The organism is Sagittula sp. MA-2, from assembly GCF_030126985.1.
Lineage (GTDB): Bacteria > Pseudomonadota > Alphaproteobacteria > Rhodobacterales > Rhodobacteraceae > Sagittula.
In genome coordinates, this window is record NZ_CP126145.1 from 2,556,662 (window position 1) to 2,575,061 (window position 18,400).

The window sequence follows — 18,400 nt, forward strand, 5'->3', positions numbered from 1 at the left end:
ATGGTCACCCTCGACCACGTGGTGATCCATGTCACCGACTGGGACCGCTCCACGGCCTTCTACCGCGACGTGATGGGGGCAGAGGTCGTGTCGCGCGGCGCGGGCGTGGCCTTCCGCTTCGGGGACCAGCAGCTCAACTGCCACGGGCCGGGAGTAGAGGCTGCCCCCCTCGCCCGCGTCCCCGTCCCCCCGGGCGGCACCGACCTCTGCTTTGCATGGGACGGCACCGCAGAGGCCGCACAGGCGCACCTCGAGGCCCACGGTATCACCGTCGAACTGGGCCCCGTGCCGCGCAACGGCGCGCGCGGGCCGGGCACCAGCCTCTACTTCCGCGACCCCGACGGCACCCTCCTGGAATTCATCTGCTACGATGCGTAACGCCTACGTCACCCTCGTCACCAACGCCGACTTCGCGCTGGGCGCAGGCGCGCTGCTCCATTCGCTCGCCCAGACCGGCACAAGGGCCGACCGCGTCGTCCTCCACACCGAGGGCGTGCCCGACGCGGCCCTTGCCCCCCTCAAGGCACAGGGCGCCCGCCTCGTGCCGGTCGACCACCTGCCCACCTCAGACGCCTTCAAGGCGGCGCACGCCAAGGGCCAGATCCACGGCCGCAACCCCTTCACCAAGGGCGAGAAGCCGGCCTTCCACACGCCGCTCGACAACTTCTGCAAGCTGCGCCTCTGGCAACTGCCCTACGACCGTGTCGTCTTCCTCGACGCAGACACCCTTGTGATCCGCAACATCGACGCGCTCTTCGACTATCCCGAGTTCTGCGCCGCCCCGAACGTCTACGAGTCACTCTCCGACTTCCATCGCCTGAACTCCGGCGTCTTCACCGCCCGCCCGTCCGAGGCCACGTTCCAGCTCATGCTCGAAACGCTCGACGCCCCCGGCGCCTTCTGGAAGCGCACCGACCAGACCTTCCTCGAAACGTACTTTCCCGACTGGCACGGCCTGCCCGTGACCTTCAACATGCTGCAATACGCATGGTTCAACCTGCCCGGCCTCTGGCACTGGCCCAGCGTGAAGGTCATCCACTACCAGTACGAAAAGCCCTGGCAGGACCACGCCAAGGCCGAACGTCTCCGCCCGCTGATCGACCTCTGGCACGCCTATGCGCGTGGCGAACGCCCCGACCTCGACACCCTGAAGGATCCGGCGTGATCGCGCTGACCGGCGCCACGGGTCTCGTCGGACGCTGGCTCCTGCCGCTGGCCGACCTGACGCTGGGCCGCACGGCGGGCCCCGGTCCGCACCGGCCCTACGACCTGACCGGCCCTGCGCCCGACCTCCACGGGATCACCACCCTGATCCACGCCGCCTTCTCCCATGTGCCGGGCAAGTACCGCGGCGGCGAAGGCGACGATCCGCAGGGCTTCCTGTCCGCGAACCTCGACGGCACCCGGCGCCTGTTTGACGCCGCCGCCGATGCGGGCGTGGAACGCATCCTCTTCCTCTCCTCGCGCGCGGTGTTCGACGGGCTGCCCCCGGGCACGCCCTTGCCGGAAACCCGGCCGCCCGAAGCCCGCTCCCTCTACGGGCAGGTCAAGCTGCAGGCAGAGGAACATCTCGCCACCCTGCCCCTGACCGGCCTCAGCCTGCGCGCCACCGGCATCTACGGCCCCGGCGCGGATCACAAGTTGCAGGGGCTCTTCGCCGACTACCTCGCCGGTCGGCCCGTCGCGCCCCGCCGCGCGACAGAGGTGCATGGCGCCGACCTCGCCGCCGCCGTTCGCCTCCTGCTGACCGAAACGACCGGCGGTCCGGTCCACGTCTCCGACCTGCTGCTCGACCGTCACGACCTGCTGGCAGAGGTGAAGCGCCTGACCGGCTGCCCGCATCCCCCGCCGCCGCGCGCCACCGATCCGGTCAGCGCGCTGGAGTGTGACCGCCTGACGGCGCTCGGCTGGCAGCCGGGCGGGATGGCGCGTCTGCGCGCCGATCTGCCGTCCATGCTCGTGGCCTGATCCGCGCACAAACCCGGTCTTGCCCAAAAGGTTACCAACCGGCCGGTTCGGACCCCCGAAACGGCCGGTTCACCAGTAATATCGGGTAAATGCGCGGGAAACGCCGTTAACCCGCGGTGTCCGCTTCGGTCGCCGCCACAACATCTGGCACCACATCGCGCACAGAACGCGCGCTACCGGGCGTCACGGCGCGCTGAGGCACCGAAATCACCGGCCCGAAACCCGCCTTAACGAGATATCAATCCGGGGTTAAAGCCGCTCGATATCCCCAAGCGCCTCGCCCTCGTGGAACGCAGCCTCGAACGCCGCAAAGCGCCCTTCGGCAATCGCCGCCCGCATCCCGGCCATAAGCTCCTGATAGTAATGGAGGTTGTGCCAGGTCAGCAGCATCCCGGCGATCATCTCCTTTGCCCGGACCACGTGATGCAGGTAGGCCCGCGAATAGCTCCGGCAGCAGGGACAACTGCACCCCTCCTCCAGCGGCCGCGGGTCCTCCGCATGGCGCGCGTTGCGCAGGTTCACCTGCCCCCGCCGCGTCCAGGCCTGCCCGGTCCGCCCCGACCGCGAGGGCAGCACGCAATCCATCATGTCGATGCCGCGCGCCACGGCCCCCACAATATCTGCCGGTTTTCCGACGCCCATCAGGTAACGCGGCTTATCTTCCGGCAGCATTCCGGGCGCGAAATCGAGGCAGCCGAACATCGCTTCCTGCCCTTCGCCCACCGCCAGACCGCCGATCGCATAGCCGTCGAAACCGATGTTAACCAAAGCTTGCGCCGATTCTTCCCGCAGGTCGCGCTCCAGCCCGCCCTGCTGGATGCCGAACAGCATGTGCCCCGGCCGGTCGCCAAAGGCCTCGCGCGACCGCGCCGCCCACCGCATCGACAGCCGCATCGACTCCTCCAGCCGCGCGCGGTCGGCGGGCAGCGCCGGGCACTCGTCGAAGGCCATGACGATGTCGGACCCCAGAAGCCGTTGAATCTCCATCGAAGTCTCGGGCGACAGCATGTGCTTGGAGCCGTCCACATGGCTGCGGAAGGTCACGCCCTCCTCGGTCAGCTTGCGCAGATCCGACAGGCTCATCACCTGGAAGCCGCCCGAATCCGTCAGAATCGGCCGCTCCCAGTTCATGAAGCGATGCAGACCCCCAAGTTTTGCGACCCTCTCGGCCCCGGGCCGCAACATCAGGTGGTAGGTGTTGCCCAACAGGATGTCCGCGCCGGTCTCGCGCACGCTTTCGGGCATCATGCCCTTCACCGTCGCGGCGGTGCCCACGGGCATGAAGGCCGGCGTGCGGATGTCGCCGCGCGGGGTGCGGATCACGCCGGTCCGCGCGCGCCCGTCACGGGCGTTGAGTTCGAAGGATGTCAGTGCCATGCGCGTTCCCATACTGCCCCCGCAGATCAAACGCCAGCCCGCCATGGGCGCTGGTTAACGAAGACCTGACCAAGCGTATTCCGGTTAACCTTTGCCCACCGCGCGCAGCCGTTCCGACCGGGTGACGAAAGCGCCGCACGGCGGCCCTGAAAGCGCCCGAAATCATGGTTACACCCACCTTCGAACGACCTTGCCCCGCGCCAAAGGATAGCCCACCCTCGTGTTCATGAAAGACCGCTCCGCCCGTGGCATTCCCGCCCTTCTGACCCAGTACGAAGCGCGCCGCGATCCCATCGACTGCGCCCCCGGCGAAGCCCTGCCAGAGGCCGACGCAGACCTTGCCCGGCTCACGCGCACCATCGTCGAGGACCCCGACGAGGACCCGGATTTCGCGCCGCCCTTCCGCTCCGGCTTTCATCGCAAGTCGCATGCGATCCGCAAGGAACTTCAGGGCCTTAGCGAGCTTTGTTCACTTCATGGATTACTGGTCGCGCACCTGCGCAAGCGCAGCTTTCCCGATCACGCGCCCTACCTGTTCCACAGGCTCTGGGACGAACACGCCGACCACCTGCTGGACCACCTCGACTCTCGCTGGCTGGTCTCGGCGATCACCACCTTCGGCGACCACGGGCTGACACCGACGCAGCGCTCCACCGGCCTCGCGCTCTCCACACTCTTCGGCGCGATGAAGCTCTACGAGACGGAGCGCCTCTATTCCGGCCTCCCCCCGCAGCAGCCTTTCCCGTCGTCAAAGCGCCAGAAAGCCGCCCTGCCGCTCGACATGGACGCCTACGCGCTGGTCGGCGGCGGCCTCGACGTGAACCTCGTCGCCCGCCTCTGGAAGGAGGCCTCAGAAGACCTCGTCATCGCCCCCTTAGCCCATGATTTATTGGAGAAATTGCTGAATGACGACCGCGCGCTTCCGGCCCGTCTCGCCGCCATGCGGGCCGAGAAGGAGGCCCATCGCGCCACCCGTCAGCCAGAGCCGGACGGCACGCCGCGGGGCAACAACCCGGCTCCGGTGAACGCCGGCCGCGTCCCCGCCACGGCGGCGGAACTGCGCTGGGGGCTGGTGACGACGGTGAAGGCGCCACTCGACCAGATCGCCCGCTTTGCCGCGCATCACCTGGACCTCGGCGCAGAGGCGCTGCACCTCTACCTCGACGCCCCGGCCCCGCAGGCCGCGGCCTTCCTCGGCGACCACCCCAAGATCCGGGTAACCACCTGCGACGCCGCCTATTGGGAGAGCCACGGCAAGGCGCGCCCCGATGCTCATCAATTGCGTCAGGCGTTCAATGCAACCCGCTGTTATCACGCACATTCCGAAGGCCTGCACTGGCTCGGCCACATCGACGTGGACGAATTCATACTGGCCGACACGCCCGTGGCCCTTGCCCTCCACGGCGCAGCGCCCGACGCGGCCATCGCCCGCATCGCCCCGGCCGAGGCACTGGCCACCGACGGACCGCCGCAGCATTTCAAGCTGACCCACAAGCAGGCGGGCGTGAAGAAGGCCGACCTTCAGGACGTCTACCCGACCTTCGGGCTGCACCTTTACGGCGGGTTCCTGTCGCACACCTCCGGCAAGGTCTTTGCCCGCACCGGCATCGCCGACACCCGGCTGGGCATCCACACGCTGAAATTCCGCGGACAGGACGCCACCAACAAGGCCAAACCGGCGGGCCTGCTGCTCGCCCACCTGCACGCGGCAAGCTGGGAAAAGTTCCGCAATCACTTGGACTTCCGCCTTGCGCGCGGATCCTACCGCAAGCGTTCCACCCGGCCGGAACTGGGCCAGGCCGACCTCTTCGCATTCCTGATGGAGGAGGAAGGCGAAAGCGGGCTCCGCGCCTTCTTCGACGAGGTCTGCGCCGACACGCCGGACCTGCGCGCACGACTGGCGGACAAGGGCATGCTGGTCACCCGCGACCTCGATCTGGACGCGAAGGTCGCCCGCATCTTCGGCCCGCTGCCATGACCACATGGGGCACCGTCAGCACCGTCAAGGCACCGCTCGACGCGATCCAGCGCTTTGCCGCGTGGCACCTCGAACAGGGCGCGCACCGGGTGTACCTATACCTCGACGACGACGTGCCCGGGACGCTGGCGGCGCTCAAGGCGCATCCCCGGGTCAGGGCGATGCACACCGACGCGGCCTATTGGGAAAAGCGCAAGGGCCGGCCGAAGAAACATCAGGTGCGTCAGTCGCTTAACGCGCGACATTGCAACAACCGCAAGGCGGAGGTCGACTGGCTGGCGCATATCGACGTGGACGAATTCCTGCTGCCCGACCGGCCCGTGGCCGAGGTGCTGGCCGGCCTGCCCGACAGCGCCCTCTGCGCCCGCGTCCGCCCGGTGGAGGCGCTGGCCCCCGGCACCGGCACGGCGGAGGGCGAGACCGCCTTCAAGGCCTTCCACCTCGACCAGCGGGCAAGGCAACAGGCGGCGGAGGACTGCTTTCCCACCTATGGCGCGCACCTGTCCGGCGGGTTCCTCAGCCACGTCGCGGGCAAGCTCTTCTTCCGGGCCGGGACCAAGGGCCTGCAGATCCGCATCCACAACGTGATCCTCGATGATGTCACCAACCCCGGTCAGGCCGATCTGCCGGGCCTGGAACTGGGGCACTTTCACGCCGACAGCTGGGAGCATTTCCTGGCCGCCTACCGTTTCCGCCTGGCCCAGGGGTCCTACCGGGCCGAACTGAAGCCACAGGTCCGCCGCGACGGGGCGCTGTCCCTGCACGACCTCTTCCGCACGATCGAGGCGGAGGGCGGCGAACCCGCCCTGCGCGCCTTCTTCGACGAGGTCTGCGTCGCCGATACACCGCTGTGCGACCGCCTGGATTCGCACGGCCTCCTGCGCCGCCGCGCCCTCAACCTCGAGACATTGCGCCGGAAACACTTCCCAAAAAGCACATGACCCTACGTCCCATGCGGCAATTTCACGGCAAGAGGCCACATCCGTTGACCTTTGCGCATAATTTCACTAAGGGACCACAAAGGGTTGAGAGCGCAACGACGTCAGGCCATCCGGGCCGGACCCTTCATCCATACGCGCGGGCCAAGGTTTGAGTGTCCGCAATCACACGGACACGCATGACAAAATTCTCTGATCTCGATCTCAGTCCCAAGGTTCTCAAGGCCATCGAAGAGGCCGGCTATACGACGCCGACCCCCATTCAGGCCGGTGCCATCCCCCACGCCCTCGAAGGCAAGGATGTGCTCGGAATCGCCCAGACGGGCACAGGCAAGACCGCCTCTTTCACCCTTCCGATGATCCACAAGCTCGCCCGGGGCCGCGCACGCGCCCGGATGCCGCGCTCTCTGGTTCTGTGCCCCACCCGCGAACTCGCGGCGCAGGTGGCGGAAAACTTCGACACCTACTCCAAGCACGTCAAGCTGACCAAGGCCCTGCTGATCGGCGGCGTCTCGTTCAAGGAACAGGACGTTCTGATCGACAAGGGCGTCGACGTGCTGATCGCCACGCCGGGCCGCCTGCTCGACCATTTCGAGCGCGGCAAGCTGCTGCTGACGGGCATCGAGATCATGGTGGTGGACGAGGCCGACCGGATGCTCGACATGGGCTTCATCCCGGATATCGAGCGGATCTTCTCGCTCACGCCGTTCACCCGCCAGACGCTGTTCTTCTCCGCCACCATGGCGCCGGAGATCGAGCGCATCACCAACACGTTCCTCTCCGCGCCTGCGCGGATCGAGGTGGCCCGTCAGGCCACCGCCTCGGAAACGATCACCCAGGGCGCCGTGGTCTTCACCCCGTCCCGCCGTGACCGTGAAGGCAGCGAAAAGCGCGCCGTTCTGCGCGCGCTGATCGACGCAGAGGGCGAAGCCTGCTCCAACGCGATCATCTTCTGCAACCGCAAGGTCGATGTGGATATCGTTGCGAAATCGCTGAAGAAATACGGCTACAACGCTTCGCCGATCCACGGCGACCTCGACCAGTCGCAGCGCACGCGTACGCTGGACGGGTTCCGTGACGGGTCCGTCCGCCTGCTGATCGCCTCCGACGTGGCGGCCCGCGGTCTGGACATTCCGGCGGTGACCCACGTCTTCAACTTCGACGTGCCCAGCCATGCCGAGGATTACGTGCACCGCATCGGCCGTACCGGCCGCGCCGGACGCTCCGGCAAGGCCTACACGATCTGCGTGCCGCGGGACGAGAAGTACTTCGATGCCGTCGAGAAGCTCCTCCAGAAGGAGATCCCGCGCCTCGAGAACCCGCTGAAATCGGAGGCCCCGGCTGCAGCCGAGCCGCGCTCCGACAGCCGCAAGGACAGCAAGCCCGCGGAAGAGAAGGAAGCGCGCAGCTCGTCGAGCCGTTCGCGGTCTTCTTCCTCGTCGTCGTCCTCCTCGTCTTCGTCCAACCGGTCGTCTTCCTCTTCGTCCAGCCGCTCCGGTAGCAGCTCGAAGAACAGCCGGTCGTCGTCTTCGCGGTCCGACCGCAACGACCGCAAGGAAAGCAACATGATCGGCATGGGCGAGCACATGCCGGAGTTCATCGCGCTCAGCTTCGACGAGCGCCGCGCGGGCTGACGCCAAGGCACACAGACATGAAAAAGGCCGGCCCCGAGGGACCGGCCTTTCCTGTTTCCGAGGGCGATTATCCGAGCGTCGCCGTCATGGTGATCTCGCAGTCCAGCAGCTTCGAGATCGGGCAGTTGGCTTTCGCCGTCTCTGCCGCCTTCATGAAATCCTCCTCGGACGCGCCGGGCACCTTCGCCGCGACGGTCAGGTGGGATTTCTTGACGGCGAACCCGTCACCTTCCTTGTCCATGTAGATCTTCGCGGTGGTCGAAATCTCGTCGGGGACCAGGTCGCTCTGTCCGAGGATCATCGACAGCGCCATGGAAAAGCAGCTGGCGTGCGCGGCCCCGATCAGTTCTTCCGGGTTGGTGCCGGGCTTGTCTTCGAACCGGGTGTTGAACCCGTAGGGCTGATCCTTCAGCGCGGCGGATTCGGTGGACACGGTGCCCTTCCCGGTCTTGAGGTCACCCATCCATTTTGCGGAACCGGCTTTCTCGATCATGTAAATCTCCTGTCTTCTGTCTGTCGGCGCGCCTTCAGGGCACACCTCATGGCGCCCGATGGGGCGCATCGAAGACCCAACGACCCGGAGCACATCCGGTTCCTTAAACCGATCCTTAACCCGGCAGGTGAGATGGTGCGGCCGTACAAGTTGTGAATCGGCAGGGCGATGCAAGCCAATGCGACCTTTCGGATGAGTGAACGCCGTTCCCCCCGCGTTTCGATCGACCTGCGTGTCATCGCCATACAGGACGGGCTTGAAATACCGGGAAAGGTCCTGAACCTCTCCGGTGGCGGCGTGCAGATGGCACTGGACCCGATTTCCTCCGCAGCGATGCGCAGCGGTCCGCTGGAGCTGGAGATTGCGGGCATCGGGCGATATCCGTCGCGGATCGTCTGGAAGGCCGTCAACAGCCTCGGTGCCGAGTTCCTGATCAGCGACAGCATGCGCCAGCTGGTAGAGCATCGCATCGCCGCCCTTGGTCGGAACATGAAGGAACCGACCGGCCGCAGCGCGAAGCCGCCCCTGCAAGTCGAGGTGGTCGAGGCGCCAGAGCTGCCGCCCCCCTCGTCAGAGGCGCCGGCCCCAGCCAGCACGCTGCGGATCGTGGAAACGGACCAGTTTACCGATCTGCGCCGCAGCCCGCGGATCAAGGTCAACCTGGGCGCGCGCTGCTTCCAGGGGGGGTACGACATCCCCTGCCAGATCCTCGACATCTCCGAAGGCGGCGCGCGGATGCGGTTCGATTCCATCGGGATCGCGGGCGTCCGCGACGACACACTGAACCTGCAGATCCCCGGCTACGGCCAGTACCACGCCGATTTCCGCTGGCGGCAGGGCTCCGATGCGGGGGCGGAGTTCCGGCTGACCGACCGCCAGAGGGAGCACCTCTCCAACCGCATCCGCACCGCCCTTCGGGACGGCGCCGTCAGCGCCTGACTCAGGACAGGCGGCTGACGACGACCGTGACCTCGGGCTTCTTGCCGATTTCGTTCTGGCAGGTCTGGCGCACCACGCGGCGCAGCCCCTCTTCCAGCTTGTCGTCGTCGGTAAGGGTCTTGTCCCCGGCCCGGCCCACGAACTGGCCGAGGTCGGCCTCCAGAATGTCCACCAGCGGCACGTGGCTGCGGCCGATCTCGGCCAGCCCCATGAGGTCGCACCACGGATCGCCCAGCGGTTCGTCCTCTTCGTCGAGGATCATCGTCACCACCACGTGGCCGTTCAGCGCCATGCGGATACGGTCGCGCACGATGCCGTCCAGCGCGCCGATCTGCACCGTACCGTCAAGGTAGGTGCGCCCGGTCTCGATGTACTCCGCCACCTTGGGCTCGTTGCCCGTCAGGTCGATCATCATGCCGTTGACGGCCAGGACCCCCTGCCGCCGCAGCTCCGTCGCCAGCTTGACGTGCTCCCGAAGGTGCCGGTGCTCGCCGTGCATGGGCACCACGATCTGCGGCTGCACGATGTCCTGCACGGTTTCCAGGTCGGGGCGGTTGGCATGGCCCGACACGTGGTAATCGCCCATCGAGTCGTCGACCACGTCCACGCCCTTCTCCGACAACTGGTTCATGATGCGGATCACGTCGCGCTCGTTGCCGGGAATGGTCTTGGAGGAGAACAGAAAGAGGTCGCCCTCCTTCAGCTCGATCCCGTTGAACTTGCCCCGGGACAGCTGGGCCGAGGCCGCGCGCCGCTCCCCCTGCGAACCGGTGGCGAGGATCATCAGGTTCTCGCGCGGCAGCTGCGCCGCATCCTCCGGGCTGACCACGCTCGGGAACCGCGTCAGCACGCCCGTCTCAACCGCGGCCTCGACCATGCGGCGCATCGCGCGGCCCATCAGGCAGATCGACCGCCCGGCCCGCTCACCCGCTTCGGCCAGCGTCTTCACCCGCGCCACGTTGGAAGCGAAGGTCGTCGCCACCACCATGTGCCTGGCCTCGCTCACCAGCTTCTCGACCGCGGGGCCGACGATGACCTCCGACCGGCCGGGATGGCGGTTGAACACGTTGGTGCTGTCGCAGACCAGCGCCTTCACCCCGCCCTTCGACACCTCGGCCCACAGTTCCGGGTCCCACGGCTCGCCCACCAGCGGCTGCGTGTCCAGCTTGAAGTCGCCGGTGTGCAGCACCCGGCCCGCCGGGCTGTCGATCACAAGACCGCTGCTTTCGGGGATGGAGTGCGAGATCGGCAGGAACCCCACGGTGAACGGCCCCACCGTCACGGTTTCCGGCCAGGCGGAACAGGTCCGCACCGACTTCCCCTCCACCCCGTATTCCGCCAGCTTCTGACGGGCGAGGTTGGCGGTGAAGGCCCGCGCGTAGATCGGCATCGACAGATCGCCGAAGGTATGCCCCACCGCGCCCACGTGATCCTCGTGCGCGTGGGTGATGAACATCGCCTCGATGCGGTTCTTGTTCTCTTTCAGCCAGGTGATGTCCGGCAGGATCAGGTCGACGCCCGGCGTGCCGTCCATGTCCGGAAAGGTCACGCCCATGTCGACGACGATCAGCCGCTCGGCCCCCGGTTTGCCGTACCCGTAGACGTAGCAGTTCATGCCGATCTCGCCGGCGCCCCCAAGCGGGAGATAGATCAATCGCGCGTCGCTCATGCCTTGGCCTCTTCAATTCGTTTGCCACGGCTACTCTGCATGAGCACGGGCCTTGTTATGTGTGTAGATCACGGTAAGTCCGTGCATTGTCAGGAATTCATCGTAGGCGTCAAATAGCGGCACCGACTGCTGGAACAAGGGCGCCAGCCCGCCGGTTGCCACGATGCGCATGGGGCGGTCGCGCTCGGCCTTGATACGGTCGCAGATCTCCCGCACGAGCCCCACGTACCCCCAGAACACGCCGGACTGCATGCACGCAACCGTATTCGTGCCGATCACCGACTGCGGGCGGGAAATGTCCACGTGCGGCAGCGCCGCCGCTGCCTGGTGCAGGGCCTCGAGGCTGAGGTTCACACCCGGTGCGATCACCCCGCCGATATAGGCGCCGTCGCTGGCCACCACGTCGAAGGTGGTGGCCGTGCCGAAGTCCACGATCACAAGGTCTCCGCCGAACTTGTCGAAGCCCGCCACCGTATTCACCAGCCGGTCCGGACCGACCGCGGTGCCGGGATCCACCCGCACGTCCACGGGCAGGCTGCACTCCGGCCGCCCCACCACGATGGGCCGCGTCTTGAAGTACCGGTCCGACAGCACCCGCAGGTTGAAGACCACGCGCGGCACCGTGGACGAGATGATGACATCGGTGATCTCGGCCTTGATGCCCTGGAACTCCATCAGCGTCGACAACCAGACATAGTACTGGTCCGCCGTCCGTTGATGCTCGGTCGAGGTGCGCCATGTCGCGATGAAGACCTCGCCATCCCAGATCGAGAACACGGTGTTGGTGTTGCCGCAGTCTATGGCAAGCAGCATGAGGCGTGACCTTTCAGAAGAAGACGTCCGCGGCCGCGATCGCCGTCCGGCCCTGCGGCGTGTCTAGAACAAGTTGCCCGCGGGCGTCCACCGTCTCGAAGACGCCGGTGACGGTGCGGGTTCCGGTGCGCGCGGTGATCGTCTCGCCCACACGTGCCGCCCGCGCCAACCAGGCCTCCCGGATCGGCGCAAAGCCGTAGGTGACAAAGGCGTGTTCCCGCACGGCCCAGGCTTCGGCCAGCGCATCCAGCATGCGTTCAGGCGTCACCCGGACCCCGGTTTCGGACAGCAGCGACACCGGCGGCACCGCCCCCTCCTCGACCTGTTGTGACCCGGGCGCGGCGATCAGGTTCACGCCGATCCCCACAGCAAGGCCGCCGCCCGGCAACCCCTCCAGCAGGATGCCCGCCACCTTGCCGCCGTTGAGCAGCACGTCGTTCGGCCACTTGAGCGCCAGGGCCGCCTCCGCACCCGTCAGGGCCGCAAAGGCATCGAACAGCGCGAGCGAGGCAACGAACGACCGCAGCGCCACCACATCCGGCGTCTCCTGCGGGCGCATGACCAGCGTCCCGGCAAAGTTCCCCTCCGGCGCCACCCAGGCCCGCCCGCGGCGCCCGCGCGCGGCGGTCTGGCGCAGGGCGCAGATCCACTCCGGCCCGGCCAGCCGCGACACGACCCGCGCGGCCTCGGCGTTGGTGCTGTCGACCTCCGCCAGCACCCGCCGCCCGTAGCCCTCAGGCCAGCCCATGCGCCCTGCCCTTCATCTTGGTCCAAATACCTTGGGGTCCGGGGGGAACCCCCGGCGTGCCGCAGGCACGAAAAAGCGACGCGCCCGCAAAGGGGCGCGTCGCCGCATGAAAACAGCCGGTCAAGATCAGTTGACCAGGGCGACCGCTGCCGCCTGCGCCGAGTCCTGCACATCCACCGTCAGGCCCAGCGGGTTGAAGACCGCCAGCACGATGATGATGGCAGACAGCGCCAGGAAACCCGACAGCAGCGGCGAGGACGACGTGTCGAGCGCGTCCTCCCGGTCTTCGCCGAAGTACATGTAGAACACGATCCGCAGGTAGTAGTAGGCCCCGATGACCGAGGCGACCACGCCCGCGACGGCCAGCCAGACCATGTCCGCCTCGACCGCGGCCATCAGAACGCCGTACTTGGCGAAGAAGCCCAGCAGCGGCGGCACGCCCGCCAGCGAGAACAGCAGCACCAGCATGGCCAGCGCGCGGCCCGGTTCCTTCTTCGAATACATGCCGAGCGACTCGATGTCCGTCACCGGCTGGCCGTCGCGCTCCATCGACAGGATGAAGGCGAAGGTGCCGACGTTCATCGTCACGTAGATGGCCATGTAGATCAGCATGTTCTGCACGCCGACCTCGGACCCGGCGGCAAGGCCGATCAGGGCATAGCCCATGTGGGCGATCGACGAATAGGCCATCAGGCGCTTGATGTCCTTCTGCCCGATGGCCGCGAAGGAGCCGAGGAACATCGACAGCACCGCCAGCAGCGCGATCACCTGCCCCCAGTCCGCCGTCGCGTTGCCGAAGGCGTCGAACATCACGCGGGCGAACAGGCCCATCGCCGCAACCTTGGGTGCGGTGGCGAAGAAGGCTGTCACCGGGGTCGGAGAGCCCTGGTACACGTCCGGCGTCCACATGTGGAACGGCACGGCCGAGACCTTGAACGCCATGCCCGAGATCATCAGCACCAGACCCAGCAGCAGGCCGATGGAGACATGCCCCTCTTCCGCCGTCTGGATGATGCCGGAGAACAGCGTGGTGCCCGCGTAGCCATAGACCAGCGACGCGCCGTAAAGCAGCAGGCCGGAGGACAGCGCGCCCAGCACGAAGTACTTCAGACCCGCTTCGGTCGACTTCACGCTGTCACGGCGCAGCGAAGCCACCACGTACAGCGACAGCGACTGCAGCTCGAGCCCCATGTAAAGCGACATCAGGTCGCCCGCCGACACCATGACCATCATGCCGACCACCGCCAGCGAGACCAGCACCGGGTACTCGAACCGCAGCAGGCCGCGGCGTGCCATGTAACCCTCGCTCATCAGCAGCACCGCCGCCGCGGAGATGAGGATCAGCACCTTCGAGAAACGCGAGAAGCCGTCCGACTGGAACATGCCGCCGAATGCGCTCTGTGCGCCCTCGCCCGTCGTTCCGATCCAGAAGGCCAGGACCACGAACAGCGCCGCGGTCGCCCATGTGAGCGCCGGGGCGAGGTCGTCCTTCGCGGTGTAGACCGCGCCGACCAGTGCCACCATCGCGTAGACCGACAGGATGATCTCCGGCAGGATGATGTTCAGATCTGCTGACATCTGTCGCCCCCTTAGTGTTCAGATTCGGCCACTTGGGTGGCGTCGCCACCCCGGCCCGCGCTTTCCAGCGCCATGTCATATTTCGAGACGAGTGCCTCCACCGACGGTCCGATCCGGTCGAGGATCGGCGCGGGGTAGACCCCCATCCAGATGGTCATGACGACGAGCGGCGCGAAGATCGCCTTTTCCCGTGCGGTCATGTCCTTGATGGTCTTCAGGCTTTCCTTGATGAGGTCGCCCATCACCACGCGGCGGTACAGCCACAGCGCATAGGCCGCCGACAGGATCACGCCGGTCGCGGCACCCGCCGCCACCCAGGTGTTGACCTGGAAGATCCCCGCCAGCGTCAGGAATTCGCCGATGAACCCGGAGGTGCCCGGCAGGCCGACGTTGGCCATGGTGAACAGCATGAAGATCAGCGCGTAGGCCGGCATGCGGTTCACGAGGCCGCCGTAGGCGTCGATCTCTCGCGTGTGCATCCGGTCGTAGATCACGCCGACACAGAGGAAGAGCGCGCCGGAGATGAACCCGTGAGAGATCATCTGGAAGATCGCCCCGTCCACGCCCTGCTGGTTCGCCGCGAAGATCCCCATCGTGACGTAACCCATGTGCGCGACGGACGAATAGGCGATCAGCTTCTTCATGTCCTCCTGCACCAGCGCCACGAGCGAGGTGTAGATGATCGCGATTACCGACAGCGTGAAGACGAAGTTCGCCATCACGTCGGAGCCCACCGGGAACATCGGCAGCGAGAAGCGCAGGAAGCCGTAGCCGCCCATCTTCAGCAGGATCGCCGCCAGCACCACGGAGCCCGCGGTCGGCGCCTGGACGTGCGCTTCGGGCAGCCAGGTGTGCACCGGCCACATCGGCATCTTCACCGCGAAGGAGGCGAAGAAGGCGATGAACAGCATGGTCTGCAGGCCGCCCACCACCGGGATGCCCAGAACCGAGAACTCCTCGGACGCGAACTGGTGGGTCAGCAGCGACACGTCGCAGCCCCCGATGCAGGTCGTTCCCGCGTCGGCATACATCGCGACCATGGCTACCAGCATCAGCACGGAGCCGAGGAAGGTGTAGAGGAAGAACTTGAACGATGCGTAGATGCGGTCCTTGCCGCCCCAGATGCCGATGATCAGGAACATCGGGATCAGGCCTGCCTCGAAGAAGACGTAGAACAGGACCAGGTCCAGCGCCATGAACACGCCCAGCATGAGCGTTTCCAGCATCAGGAAGGCGATCATGTATTCGGTCACGCGGTGCTTCACGTCCCACGAGGCCCAGATCACCAGCGGCATCATGAAGGTCGTCAGCATGACGAACAGGACAGAGATCCCGTCGACGCCCATCCGGTAGCTGAGGCCCATCAGCCACTCGCCCTCTTCCACCATCTGGAAGCCGGTGTTCGACGCGTCGAACTGCGCGAGGATGAACAGGGATATGATGAAGGTCGCCGTCGTGGCGATCAGCGCAAGGTACTTCGCATTGCGCTGAGCCGCCGCATCGCTGCCGCGCAGGAAGACCGCAAGGATCAGTGCCGCCAGCGCAGGCAGGAAGGTGACGATGGAAAGAAGGTTGGCCATTACTGCGCCCCTCCGGAGATGGTCATCCACGTGATCAGGACCGCGATCCCGATCACCATGGCGAAGGCATAGGTGAAGATGTAACCGGACTGCGCCCGACCGGCGAGACGGGTGACCCAGGGCACGATGCCCATGGCCAGACCGTTGATCCCGCCCTTGATGATGGCCTCGTCACCACCCTTCCACAGGATGCGGCCCAGCTTTTTCGAGGGCTGCACGAAGAGGAAGTCGTAGATCTCGTCGAAGTACCACTTGTTCAGCAGGAAGAGGTACAGCGGACGCTGGTTCTCTGCCAACTGCTTCGGCATCGCCGGGTTGACGATGTAGAACCAGTAGGACACCGCGAAACCGATCAGCATGGCGATGAAGGGGCTGACCTTCACCCAGACCGGCGCATGGTGCGCGCCGTCCATGACGGTGTTGTCTGCGGCCATGAAGATCGCGCCCTGCGGCGCCATTCCGGCAGACCCGTGGTCCTCCTCGGCGGCATGGGCTGCATCGCCCTCGCCTTCCGCTGCGGCCACGTCTGCGCCGTTGGCCTCGTCGGCAACCGCGTCGCCCGTGGTTTCGGTGTCGGCGGCAACGGTCTCGTCCGCGCTGGCTTCCTCGTTCACCGCGTCTGCAGCGCCCTGAAGCTCGGCCACGTCCTCCGCATGCGCGGCGTCGCCCTCGGCCACCTCTTCATGGTGCGCCGGGATGCCGAAGAAGGCGTTGACCCGGGCGTGGTCGCCGAAGAACGATCCGTACCAGACCATGCCGGAGAAGATCGCGCCAAGTGCCAGCACCCCCAGCGGGATCAGCATGACCTTCGGGCTTTCGTGCGCGTGCTCATGCGTGTGCTTGTTGCCGCGCGGCTTGCCGAAGAAGGTCAGGAAGATCAGGCGCCACGAGTAGAATGACGTGAACAGCGCAGCGACGACCAGCATCCAGAAGGCGTAACCGCCGGCGGTGCCCGCCCATGCGCTCTCGATCACCGCGTCCTTCGACAGGAAGCCAGCGAAACCGATATGGGTCAGAGGAATGCCGACGCCGGTGATGGCCAGCGTGCCGATCATCATCGCCCAGAAGGTGTAGGGCAGCTTCTTCCGCAGACCGCCATAGTTCCGCATGTCCTGCTCGTGGTGCATGCCGTGGATCACGGAGCCCGCGCCGAGGAAGAGCATCGCCTTGAAGAAGGCGTGCGTGAACAGGTGGAACATCGCGACGGAGTAGACGCCCACGCCCGCTGCCACGAACATGTAGCCCAGCTGCGAACAGGTCGAATAGGCGATCACGCGCTTGATGTCGTTCTGAACAAGACCCACGGTCGCCGCGAAGAAGGCAGTCGAGGCACCCAGGAAGGTGACAAAGGCCATCGCGTGCGGCGCGTATTCCATCAGCGGCGACATGCGGCAGACAAGGAAAACGCCCGCGGTCACCATGGTCGCGGCGTGGATCAGCGCCGACACAGGGGTCGGGCCTTCCATCGCGTCCGGCAGCCATGTGTGCAGGAACAGCTGTGCCGATTTGCCCATCGCACCGATGAACAGCAGGAAGGCCGCAACTTCTGCCGCGTTCCACGTCCCCCAGAGGAAGGTGAGCTGCGTCTCGGCCAGCGTCGGTGCAGCGGCAAAGATGTCGTCGAAACGCACGGAATCCGTCAGGAAGAACAGCGCGAAGATGCCCAATGCAAAACCGAAGTCGCCGACCCGGTTGACCACGAAGGCCTTGATGGCGGCAGCGTTGGCCGACGGCTTGCGGTAGTAGAAACCGATCAGCAGGTAGGAGGCGACACCCACGCCTTCCCAGCCGAAAAACATCTGCACCAGGTTGTCGGACGTCACCAGCATCAGCATGGCGAAGGTGAAGAACGACAGGTACGCGAAGAAGCGCGGCTTGTAGCTTTCCTCGCCCTCGCGGAAGTTCTCGTCATGCGCCATGTAGCCGAAGGAATACAGGTGCACGAGCGACGAGACGGTGGTGACGACGATCAGCATGATCGAGGTCAGCCGGTCCAGCCGGATCGACCAGTCGGTCGACAGCGTGCCGCTTTCGATCCAGCGCAGGATCTGGACGTGCTCGGTCTCCGGCCCGTGGGTCAGGAAGGTGATCCACGAGAAGAAGCAGGCCAGGAACAGTAGGCCCGTGGTGATCCACTGGGCGCCACGGATGCCGATGAATTTCCAGCCGAAGCCCGCGATGAGAGCGCCCGCGAGGGGCGCAAACAGGATGATGCTCTCCATGGGCTCAGCCTTTCATGACGTTGACGTCTTCCACGGCGATGGTGCCGCGGTTTCGGAAGAAGCAGACGAGGATCGCAAGGCCGATGGCCGCTTCGGCGGCGGCGACGGTCAGCACGAACAGCGTGAACACCTGACCGGCGAGGTCGCCGAGATGCGTCGAGAAGGCCACGAGATTGATGTTCACCGCCAGCAGCATCAGTTCGATGCTCATCAGCAGGATGATCACGTTCTTGCGGTTCAGGAAGAGCCCGAAGATGCCGATCACAAACAGCACTGCGGCCACTGTCAGGTAGTGTTCCAATCCGATCATACGTGTCCCTCCGGGTGGCTTGCCCGATTTGTCGTCTTGTCTGTGGCACCCCGGAAGCGGCCCGGGGGCTCTGTTCTGTCAGGTTCCGGGCGGGCCCGGCACCACGTCCCGGGCATGTCCCGGAACCTCGATCGTCTCGCCGCCCTCGGGCGG

The 18,400-nt window shown here is 66.1% G+C and carries 16 protein-coding genes; 7 read left to right on the forward strand and 9 right to left on the reverse strand.

The genetic code is table 11. The features are described from left to right. Genes QNI11_RS12470 through QNI11_RS12480 form a run of 3 tightly spaced genes read left to right on the forward strand, consistent with a single transcriptional unit; the run spans window position 1 to window position 1,968 of the window. Window positions 1-378 carry a VOC family protein gene (locus tag QNI11_RS12470; RefSeq protein WP_283980388.1) on the forward strand — a complete coding sequence of 126 codons (378 nt, stop codon included), beginning with the start codon at window positions 1-3 and terminating at the stop codon, window positions 376-378. Further along, complete coding sequence (locus QNI11_RS12475) at window positions 371-1,165, forward strand: glycosyltransferase family 8 protein (RefSeq protein ID WP_283980389.1); 795 nt, start codon at window positions 371-373, stop codon at window positions 1,163-1,165. The genes QNI11_RS12470 and QNI11_RS12475 overlap by 8 nt, the downstream gene beginning before the upstream one ends. After that, window positions 1,162-1,968 carry an NAD(P)-dependent oxidoreductase gene (locus tag QNI11_RS12480; RefSeq protein WP_283980390.1) on the forward strand — a complete coding sequence of 269 codons (807 nt, stop codon included), beginning with the start codon at window positions 1,162-1,164 and terminating at the stop codon, window positions 1,966-1,968. Before QNI11_RS12475 ends, QNI11_RS12480 begins: the two co-directional genes overlap by 4 nt. 249 nt (window positions 1,969-2,217) lie before the next feature. Here the strand turns inward: QNI11_RS12480 and tgt are convergent, their stop codons facing one another. Then, on the reverse strand, window positions 2,218-3,345 hold the full coding sequence (gene tgt, locus QNI11_RS12485) for a tRNA guanosine(34) transglycosylase Tgt (RefSeq protein WP_283980391.1): 1,128 nt from the start codon (window positions 3,343-3,345) through the stop codon (window positions 2,218-2,220). A gap of 226 nt (window positions 3,346-3,571) precedes the next feature. Here tgt and QNI11_RS12490 point away from each other — a divergent pair, with 226 nt between their 5' ends. The 3 genes from QNI11_RS12490 (at window position 3,572) to QNI11_RS12500 (ending at window position 7,895) form a co-directional block, all read left to right on the forward strand. Continuing rightward, window positions 3,572-5,323: a glycosyltransferase family 2 protein gene (locus QNI11_RS12490; protein ID WP_283983508.1), complete on the forward strand. Its 1,752-nt coding sequence runs from the start codon at window positions 3,572-3,574 to the stop codon at window positions 5,321-5,323. Continuing rightward, on the forward strand, window positions 5,320-6,264 hold the full coding sequence (locus QNI11_RS12495) for a glycosyltransferase family 2 protein (RefSeq protein ID WP_283980392.1): 945 nt from the start codon (window positions 5,320-5,322) through the stop codon (window positions 6,262-6,264). The genes QNI11_RS12490 and QNI11_RS12495 overlap by 4 nt, the downstream gene beginning before the upstream one ends. 176 nt (window positions 6,265-6,440) lie before the next feature. Then, a complete protein-coding gene (locus tag QNI11_RS12500) occupies window positions 6,441-7,895 on the forward strand; it encodes a DEAD/DEAH box helicase (protein WP_283980393.1) in 1,455 nt (484 codons plus the stop codon). A 67-nt stretch (window positions 7,896-7,962) separates the two neighbouring features. Here QNI11_RS12500 and QNI11_RS12505 read toward each other — a convergent pair whose 3' ends face one another. Then, entirely contained in the window at window positions 7,963-8,388 is a 426-nt protein-coding gene (locus tag QNI11_RS12505; RefSeq protein WP_100930236.1) for an OsmC family protein, read from the reverse strand. Between the two features lie 192 nt (window positions 8,389-8,580). On the opposite strand from QNI11_RS12505, the gene QNI11_RS12510 reads away from it, so the two are divergent. Then, on the forward strand, window positions 8,581-9,327 hold the full coding sequence (locus QNI11_RS12510; RefSeq protein ID WP_283980394.1) for a PilZ domain-containing protein: 747 nt from the start codon (window positions 8,581-8,583) through the stop codon (window positions 9,325-9,327). Window position 9,328: 1 nt separating this feature from the next. Here the strand turns inward: QNI11_RS12510 and QNI11_RS12515 are convergent, their stop codons facing one another. The 7 genes from QNI11_RS12515 to nuoK form a co-directional block, all read right to left on the reverse strand. After that, complete coding sequence (locus tag QNI11_RS12515; protein ID WP_283980395.1) at window positions 9,329-10,996, reverse strand: ribonuclease J; 1,668 nt, start codon at window positions 10,994-10,996, stop codon at window positions 9,329-9,331. A 30-nt stretch (window positions 10,997-11,026) separates the two neighbouring features. Beyond that, window positions 11,027-11,809, reverse strand: a complete 783-nt coding sequence (locus QNI11_RS12520; RefSeq protein WP_100930233.1) for a type III pantothenate kinase — start codon at window positions 11,807-11,809, stop codon at window positions 11,027-11,029. A 13-nt stretch (window positions 11,810-11,822) separates the two neighbouring features. Next, the gene (locus tag QNI11_RS12525) at window positions 11,823-12,557 is read right to left on the reverse strand and encodes a biotin--[acetyl-CoA-carboxylase] ligase (RefSeq protein WP_283980396.1); all 735 of its coding nucleotides are present in this window, start codon (window positions 12,555-12,557) and stop codon (window positions 11,823-11,825) included. Between the two features lie 126 nt (window positions 12,558-12,683). Further along, on the reverse strand, window positions 12,684-14,135 hold the full coding sequence (nuoN, locus tag QNI11_RS12530; protein WP_283980397.1) for an NADH-quinone oxidoreductase subunit NuoN: 1,452 nt from the start codon (window positions 14,133-14,135) through the stop codon (window positions 12,684-12,686). Window positions 14,136-14,146: 11 nt separating this feature from the next. Continuing rightward, window positions 14,147-15,715: an NADH-quinone oxidoreductase subunit M gene (locus tag QNI11_RS12535; protein ID WP_100930230.1), complete on the reverse strand. Its 1,569-nt coding sequence runs from the start codon at window positions 15,713-15,715 to the stop codon at window positions 14,147-14,149. Then, entirely contained in the window at window positions 15,715-17,937 is a 2,223-nt protein-coding gene (nuoL, locus tag QNI11_RS12540) for an NADH-quinone oxidoreductase subunit L (RefSeq protein WP_283980398.1), read from the reverse strand. The genes QNI11_RS12535 and nuoL overlap by 1 nt, the downstream gene beginning before the upstream one ends. 4 nt (window positions 17,938-17,941) lie before the next feature. Further along, a complete protein-coding gene (gene nuoK / locus QNI11_RS12545; protein WP_005857510.1) occupies window positions 17,942-18,247 on the reverse strand; it encodes an NADH-quinone oxidoreductase subunit NuoK in 306 nt (101 codons plus the stop codon). Window positions 18,248-18,400: the final 153 nt, after the last annotated feature.